Here is a 7,458-nt window from a genome sequence, read left to right on the forward strand (position 1 = left end):
CTAGACAATAATCTATGTGGAGAAATTATACTTTCTCAAATTAAAAATTTTACGATTAGATCCGAGCAATACGCCCCTGTTCCAAATAGACAAGCAGAATAGAGATATCGGCAGGGTTCACACCTGAGATTCTCGAAGCTTGTGCCAATGTTAATGGACGAACGTCTTTCAATTTTTGGCGGGCCTCTGTCGCCAATCCGGAAATCGCATCATAATCAATATTTTCGGGGATTTTCTTATCTTCCATCTTTTTCAGCCTTTCAACCTGCTGAAGTGACTTCTCGATATATCCCTCATACTTAATTTGAATTTCAGTCTGTTCCTCTGTTTCGAAATCAAGTTCGCCTGCTGCTGGAACGAGCTTCTTGATATGCTGATAAGAAACCTCCGGACGCTTCAAAAGGTCGGAAGCACGGATGCCATCCTTCAATTCACTTCCGCCTAGGGAACGGATCAACTCCTGTACCTCTGCTGACGGTTTGATGATGATGGATTGAAGCCGTTGCTTCTCAGCTTCAATGGCTTCTTTTTTCGCTAAAAACTTCTGGTAGCGCTCTTCGGAAATCAAGCCGATTTCATGTCCTTTTTCAGTCAAGCGAAGGTCCGCATTATCATGACGCAGAAGCAGGCGGTATTCCGCTCTTGAAGTCAATAAACGGTACGGTTCATTCGTCCCTTTTGTCACGAGGTCATCAATCAATACACCGATATAGGCATCCGCACGGCTGAGAATCACTTCTTCTTTGTCCAGTGCCCTTCTGCCAGCATTGATACCTGCCATGATTCCCTGTCCGGCAGCTTCTTCATAGCCAGAAGTACCATTGATCTGGCCTGCAGTATAAAGATTTTTCACTAGCTTCGTTTCCAGTGTTGGCCAAAGCTGAGTCGGCACGACTGCATCATATTCAATCGCATAGCCTGCACGCATCATTTGCACTTTTTCCAGTCCTGGAATGGTCTGAAGGATCTTATGCTGGACCTCTTCCGGCAAGCTGGTTGACAATCCTTGGACGTAAACTTCCTGCGTATTCCTGCCTTCCGGCTCCAGGAAAATCTGGTGGCGCGGCTTGTCATTGAAGCGGACAACCTTATCCTCAATGGACGGGCAATAGCGCGGGCCAGTACCCTTGATCATTCCGGAATACATAGGTGAGCGGTGCAGATTGTCGTCAATCAGCTGGTGTGTGCGCTCATTCGTATACGTCAGCCAGCAAGGAAGCTGGTCTGTGATGTACTTCGTCGTTTCATAAGAAAATGCACGGTGGATATCGTCACCAGGCTGAATTTCTGTTTTTGTATAATCAATACTGTCACTGTGCACACGTGGCGGCGTTCCCGTTTTAAAACGAACGAGATCAAAACCAAGCTCCTCGAGATGCTCCGACAGCTTGATTGAAGGCTGCTGGTTGTTCGGGCCGCTTGAATATTTCAATTCACCAAGGATGATTTCCCCGCGCATATACGTACCAGTCGTAATGACGACAGTTTTAGCGCGATAAATGGCTCCCGTCTGGGTGATTACCCCTTTGCATTCGCCATCTTCTACAATCAAGCGCTCAACCATACCCTGTACCAATGTAAGGTTCTTTTCAATTTCCAGCGTTTTTTTCATTTCATTCTGATAATCGAATTTATCAGCCTGGGCCCTCAACGCACGTACTGCAGGACCCTTTCCTGTGTTCAGCATCCTCATCTGGATGTAAGTTTTATCAATATTGCGGCCCATTTCTCCGCCAAGTGCGTCAATCTCCCGCACAACGATGCCCTTTGCAGGTCCGCCGATTGACGGGTTGCACGGCATGAACGCAATCATATCAAGATTGATGGTAATCATCGCGGTTTTCGCACCCATACGTGCCGGCGCAAGTGCCGCCTCAACGCCCGCATGGCCGGCACCAACTACAACCACATCAAAATTCCCGGCTTCATAACCCATCCTGCTGCCTCCTTTTTATGCTCTATTCAAACACCTTTATAGTCCAAAAGCGCTACTTGAAATAATTCTAGTAGCTAGGGAGAAAATTTTATGAAAATAGTTTCTTTACTATTACTTTCCTAAACAGAACTGGGAGAACAACTGGTCAATCAAGCTTTCATGGACGCTTTCTCCGATGATTTCGCCAAGCAGCTCCCAAGAACGAGTCAAATCAATCTGGACGATATCGATTGGCGTTCCCATTTCGACACCAGAGATTGCTTCTTCTATTGAATGGACAGCCTGATTCAGGAGTGCAATATGGCGGCTGTTCGAAACATACGTCATGTCGCCTGCTTCGATCGCACCTGAAAAGAACAGGCTTGAAATCGCTTCTTCCAGCTCATCCACTCCCTTGTCCTCAAGCAATGAAGTGGTGACAAGAGCATAATCCTTCGTAAGCTCCTTCACCTGGTCCATATCTATTTTTTGCGGAAGGTCGGTTTTGTTGACGATAACAATTACGTCCATTCCCTCAACCGCTTTGAAAATGTTCCGATCCTCTTCCGAAAGCTCATCCGAATAGTTCAGAACGAGCAAAATCAAATCAGCTTCCTTCAGAACCTGACGAGACCGTTCAACACCAATTCTTTCTACAATATCTTCGGTTTCGCGGATTCCCGCTGTATCAAGAAGTCTTAAAGGAACACCACGGACATTGACATATTCTTCAATTACATCACGCGTGGTTCCTGGTATATCAGTAACAATTGCTTTATTTTCATGCACAAGGCTGTTAAGCAAGGAAGACTTCCCTACATTCGGACGGCCAACAATGACGGTCGACAGTCCTTCACGCAGTATTTTTCCCTGCTGCGAGGTTTGCAGGAGTTTTTCAAGTTCCCCTTTTACATACTTCGCCTTCTCCAAAAGCATGTGATGCGTCATTTCTTCAACATCGTCATACTCCGGATAATCGATATTCACTTCGACATGCGCAAGGATTTCAAGGATTTCCTGGCGCAGCTTCTGAATGAGCCTTGATAAGCGCCCCTCCATCTGGCCAAGTGCCAGGTTCATCGCCCGGTCCGTTTTGGCTCTGATCAAGTCAATGACTGCCTCCGCCTGGGAAAGGTCAATCCGTCCATTTAAAAAAGCCCGTTTTGTAAATTCGCCCGGCTCCGCCAGTCTCGCTCCCTGGTTCAGAACAAGCTGGAGCACACGGTTTACAGAAACAAGACCCCCATGGCAGTTGATTTCGACTACATCCTCTTTCGTGAACGTTTTTGGCCCTCTCATGACAGAAACCATAACCTCTTCTGCTACTTGTCCAGTTTTTGGCTCAATCAAATGGCCGTAGTGGATGGTATGCGAAGCCACTTCGCTCAGCTTCTTGCTGCCCACCCCTCTGAACAATCGATCTGCTATTTCGAAAGCTTGATCCCCGCTCAAACGGACAATCGCAATCGCACCCTCACCCATTGGCGTGGAAATCGCCGCAATCGTATCAAATTCCATTTGCTCACCCCACTTTTTCGAAAAAATGATTTATATAAAAAATGAAAGTTTGTTTTCTACAAATTACTAGAATACCACATCACATTAGTGAAAAAAAGAAAGGAATCCTTTTAATAACGAATTTATCCACAACTAAATAAATAAACTTATTTAATTTTAACTTATCCACATGTGAATAACAATAAAACCAAATGAGGAAATAAATGATTTTTATTTGTGTTGTGGGAAAATGGATTGGGTTGAGTTAGATGGAGGGATGATTGACGAGGTAAGTGTTGAATTTTGATTTTAATGTCCGGTGTACTAGTGAATCCAAATTGGATTGGATTCAACTAGAGATCTTGATGGAGGTTTGGAACTGGATGGTGAAGTGTGATTTATAAGACTGATGATTGGGTTGTTAAATTGGAAAAAATTCATGATAATTTCCAGTTCGCCAATAAAAGCGAATTTTCGCCAATAAACTAGCCACTTTCGCCAATATAATTCGTTTTTCGCCAATAAATCTGGATTATCGCCAATAAAATTGTGAAAACCGCCAATAAGTTTATTCATTGAAAAAATAACATTGCTGCAGGTAAAGGAAATAGTAAAATCCACTATTCTGAGGCGTTTATTGAGTTCACCCAACCTGAAATACGCCATATTCTTAAAACGTTGCACAAAAAACCCGAACCTGCATCGGGTTCGGGTTCCACTTCTTTATTTAGACGGCGCGATCACAATATGTCTATGTGGTTCAGTGCCATCAGAATAAGTTTTGATTCTTTTATTTGACATCAATGCAGTATGAATCACTTTGCGTTCATACGAAGGCATAGGTTCGAGCGCAACAGTCTGTCCGGTCCGGACTGCTTTTTGCGCAAGGCGTTCAGCCAATTGAATGAGGGTATCATACCTGCGCTGGCGATAATCCTCCGCATCAAGCAAGACAGTTGAATACTGTTCAGAGTAACGGTTCATGACAAGCTGAGTCAAAAATTGCAGGGAATTCAGCGTTTGTCCTCTTTTTCCGATCAACAAAGCGATTTTCTCACCAGACATCGTAAAGAGTACTGTTTTTCCTTCTTTTTTCACATCAACTTCAATTGGAGCCCCCATTTGCGAGCCAACCGACTTCAAATAATTAACGGCTTCTTCAACAGCATCGATTTTCACTGTCACCTTGACGACAGCCGGGCGTGTGCCGAAAAGTCCGAAAATCCCCTTTTTGCCTTCATCAATTACATCAATTTCTGTGCGGTCTTTGGTTGTTTTTAATTGAGCTAAAGCGGATTCTACTGCTTCGTCGACATTTTGTCCTGTAGCAGTTACCTGTTTCACTTTTTTGCTCCTCCCGCATTGCCGGCAGCAGTTGCCTTAAGATCCGGCCCTTTAATAAAGTAAGTTTGAACAATCATGAATAAGTTACCGACTACCCAGTACAATGAAAGTGCTGCTGGGAAGTTGATCGCGAACACGATGATCATGATTGGCATCAGCCAAAGCATCATCGCCATCTGCGGATTTGCTTCCTGGCCAGCCATCATCATTTTTTGCTGAATGAAAGTTGTTGCACCTGCGACTAAAGGCAGGATATAGTATGGATCCGGTGAACCAAGGTCGAACCACAGGAAGTTATGCTCGGCAATTTCCCTTGTTCTTGAGATCGCGTGGTAGAAACCAATCAGGATCGGCATCTGGACGATCAGCGGGAAACAGCCTGCAAGCGGATTGACACCGTGCTTTTGGAAAAGCGCCATCGTTTCCTGCTGCAGCTTCTGCTGGGTTTTCTGGTCCTTCGAGCTGTATTTTTCCTTCAGCTTTTGCATTTCCGGCTGTAAAGCCTGCATTGCTTTTGAGCTCTTCGTCTGTTTGATCATAAGCGGCAGGATTGCCAGGCGGATGATTAAAGTAACAGCGATGATTGATAATCCGAAGCTGCCACCAAGCCATTCAGCCATTTTCACAATGAACAAGGACAAAGGATAAACAATGTATTCATTCCAGAAACCCTTGCTCTCCTCAGTGATTGGCTGGTCGTACTCCATGCAGCCTGTCAGCAAGGTCATCACTAAAAGCAAGCCCATTATTAATAATATTCTTTTTTTCAAGCTTCATTTCCTCCTAACTTCCCGATACGTTCATTTATTTTCAAAGGTTTTTCCCAGATTTATGTACATTTAGCTTTGTCAGCACAATGCAATCAAGAGTATTTTAACATCTTTTATAGGGAAGCGCTTTTAAAAAATGCAATTCGGCAAATATTTTTGCCTCACCCATTATCTCCAGTTTTCGGCTTCTTCAAAACCTTTCCTACCTTCAAGACATGCTCCAGGCTTTTCTTCACTTCATGCATGTCCATTTCAGCAGTTGGCTTCCTGGCGATGATGATGTAGTCATTCCCGTTATGGACGCGGTCCTGCAATTCATGGAAGGATTGCCGGATATATCTTTTGATCTGGTTACGCATGACGGCATTGCCGATTTTTTTGCTGACCGACAGCCCGATACGGAAATTCTCCTGCTCGGGTTTTTTCAGAATATAGACAACGAATTGCCGGTTCGCAACCGACCTTCCCTTTTTAAAGGCCTCTTGGAACTCTTTATTTTTTTTCACTCTGAAGTCTTTTTTCATCTATAGCACCTTCAATTCTCTATGGATCTTTACGGGACCTTGTTTTGGTATATGGTAAATGGATTTATTTCAAGGCTGTGTAAATTAGACTGTTGATTTTCGTTCCAGGCGCTTCGCTTTCCGCGGGCAGTCCGGGAGCCTCCTCGGCGCTAACACGCCTGCGGGGTCTCCCGATGACTTGCTCATCCCGCAGGACATTGAGTTACTTCCTCGAATTTGCCCACGCACGATGAAAATGCGTTAGCATTTTCGGAGGAGTCTTCGCGCCTTCCACTACAATCAACAGGATTTCGAAATAAGAATAAATTTTTACACAGCCTATTAAGAAAGTATAGCCAATAAATAAATCCCTAAAGCCATTTTTCAGCAAGCCCAGCTCCCAAAATAGTATTGCCCAAAGAGAAAAAAGACCACTGACATTTCAGTGGCCTAAGCTGATAATACTTTTCTTCCTTTGCGACGACGGCGAGCAAGAACCTTACGGCCATTTGCACTGCTCATGCGGGCACGGAATCCGTGAACTTTGCTGTGTTTACGTTTATTTGGTTGATAAGTGCGTTTCATATATGTTACACCTCCCTGAGGAATAGCTGTTACAGACAGTCTTTGTAATTATAAAGACGGTCGGTGTATATTGTCAAGTGCCTATTCAGAAATCGACGGCACTGGCAAAGTTTAAAATTTATATCCTGGGATTTCATCAATCTTTTATATAATCGCTTTTCCAACCTCGCTCCAGACCATTTACCTACATTTCGGAACCCTTTCGGAAATCTTTCGGAACTTTATGTTCTATATAAGATCTACAACTATATAGAAGTTTTAAATTTTTTTTAGAGTAACTCATTCATAAATTTATCAAGAATATTTTCCGCGACAAAAATAAATGTTAAGGATAAATTCTATAATGATTTTTGCTTATTCTAGCGTCCTGTGGACAAAAATCGACATGGTTTTTATTATCCACAACCCTTTCTGACAGCTTTTACACAATTCAAGTGCCTGTGGACAATTAATCTCCACAGTGATAGTGTATTGTGGATAATGTATTAAAAAGCGTTGCGCCATGCTAGATTATCTGATATTATATTTGTGTTTTCACTCTTAATAATTCGATAACAAAAATATACTTATCCACAAATTGTGGATAAGCTGTGGATAGGTTATTCAGACCTGTTGTAAAACTTTGTCCACAGAAAGTGGATATTGTCGAAAAGCTTCATTTCTTCCTTATTATATATTTTTCCACATTAATAGTTTTGTATATTTATTAATTCAGGGGTTGTACAGCATGTATAACCTTTGATTTTGTGCTTTTCGAGCATGAATGCATAAGAGTAAATAGGACACTGTGAGTGCAGCAGCAGGCCAGATATAGAAAAAATGACTAGAGAAGGAGGGATAATCG

Annotated in this window: 6 protein-coding genes; all 6 read right to left on the reverse strand. The window is 43.1% G+C overall.

Going from position 1 to position 7,458, the window contains the following annotated elements; all coding sequences use genetic code 11:
* Nucleotides 1–55: 55 nt before the first annotated feature.
* Nucleotides 56–1,936, reverse strand: a complete 1,881-nt coding sequence (mnmG, locus tag RH061_RS23030; RefSeq protein WP_311073135.1) for a tRNA uridine-5-carboxymethylaminomethyl(34) synthesis enzyme MnmG — start codon at nt 1,934–1,936, stop codon at nt 56–58.
* Between the two features lie 111 nt (nt 1,937–2,047).
* Entirely contained in the window at nt 2,048–3,433 is a 1,386-nt protein-coding gene (mnmE, locus tag RH061_RS23035; RefSeq protein ID WP_311073136.1) for a tRNA uridine-5-carboxymethylaminomethyl(34) synthesis GTPase MnmE, read from the reverse strand.
* 702 nt (nt 3,434–4,135) lie between these two features.
* Nucleotides 4,136–4,756 (reverse strand): RNA-binding cell elongation regulator Jag/EloR, encoded by a 621-nt coding sequence (gene jag, locus RH061_RS23040; protein WP_311073139.1) that lies wholly within the window; start codon nt 4,754–4,756, stop codon nt 4,136–4,138.
* The gene (gene spoIIIJ, locus RH061_RS23045) at nt 4,753–5,526 is read right to left on the reverse strand and encodes a YidC family membrane integrase SpoIIIJ (protein ID WP_311073141.1); all 774 of its coding nucleotides are present in this window, start codon (nt 5,524–5,526) and stop codon (nt 4,753–4,755) included. Before spoIIIJ ends, jag begins: the two co-directional genes overlap by 4 nt.
* 161 nt (nt 5,527–5,687) lie before the next feature.
* Nucleotides 5,688–6,050 carry a ribonuclease P protein component gene (gene rnpA, locus RH061_RS23050; protein WP_311073142.1) on the reverse strand — a complete coding sequence of 121 codons (363 nt, stop codon included), beginning with the start codon at nt 6,048–6,050 and terminating at the stop codon, nt 5,688–5,690.
* A 429-nt stretch (nt 6,051–6,479) separates the two neighbouring features.
* Nucleotides 6,480–6,614, reverse strand: coding sequence for a 50S ribosomal protein L34 (gene rpmH / locus RH061_RS23055; protein WP_013059930.1), 135 nt, complete (start codon nt 6,612–6,614; stop codon nt 6,480–6,482).
* Nucleotides 6,615–7,458: the final 844 nt, after the last annotated feature.

The sequence above is a fragment of the Mesobacillus jeotgali genome, assembly GCF_031759225.1.
GTDB classification, from domain to species: domain Bacteria; phylum Bacillota; class Bacilli; order Bacillales; family Cytobacillaceae; genus Mesobacillus; species Mesobacillus jeotgali_B.

Bases quoted from the DNA above. Each gene is read 5' to 3' on its own strand.
- rpmH (WP_013059930.1), bottom strand. From the start codon at position 6,614: ATGAAACGCACTTATCAACCAAATAAACGTAAACACAGCAAAGTTCAC.
- rnpA (WP_311073142.1), bottom strand. From the start codon at position 6,050: ATGAAAAAAGACTTCAGAGTGAAAAAAAATAAAGAGTTCCAAGAGGCC.
- mnmE (WP_311073136.1), bottom strand. From the start codon at position 3,433: ATGGAATTTGATACGATTGCGGCGATTTCCACGCCAATGGGTGAGGGT.
- mnmG (WP_311073135.1), bottom strand. From the start codon at position 1,936: ATGGGTTATGAAGCCGGGAATTTTGATGTGGTTGTAGTTGGTGCCGGC.